We start from the raw sequence: 365 nt of genomic DNA, 5'->3' as shown, positions 1-365 counted from the left end.
CTTCACGTTTCTACCAGTTACCATCATTAAAGATTGGTGGGTCGTGCAGGATTCGAACCTGCGACCAATTGATTAAAAGTCAACTGCTCTACCAACTGAGCTAACGACCCGCTCTGGTACTACCTGAATAATTTCACTCGACACCAATATTGGAATTGGTGGGTCGTGCAGGATGACTCGGCTTCGCCTCGCCCTACGGGCCGTTGCTGACGCAACGCTATCCTTCACGTTCAACATCTGAGTTAAATGCTGAAATTGGTGGGTCGTGCAGGATTCGAACCTGCGACCAATTGATTAAAAGTCAACTGCTCTACCAACTGAGCTAACGACCCGAGTGGTGGGTGATGACGGGATCGAACCGCCGA

The 365-nt window shown here is 49.9% G+C and carries 2 tRNA genes; both read right to left on the bottom strand.

Features of this window, described 5'->3' with window-relative positions:
• Positions 1-34 precede the first annotated feature (34 nt).
• A tRNA-Lys gene (locus tag ACLH1U_RS25225) sits at positions 35-110 on the bottom strand.
• A 146-nt stretch (positions 111-256) separates the two neighbouring features.
• A tRNA-Lys gene (locus ACLH1U_RS25220) sits at positions 257-332 on the bottom strand.
• Positions 333-365: the final 33 nt, after the last annotated feature.

Source organism: Klebsiella sp. 1SOBk5mer (genome assembly GCF_046603115.1).
Taxonomy (GTDB): Bacteria; Pseudomonadota; Gammaproteobacteria; order Enterobacterales; family Enterobacteriaceae; genus Klebsiella; species Klebsiella quasipneumoniae.
The sequence above is the reverse complement of the archived record's forward strand: the minus strand, read 5'-3'. Positions and strand labels throughout refer to the sequence as shown.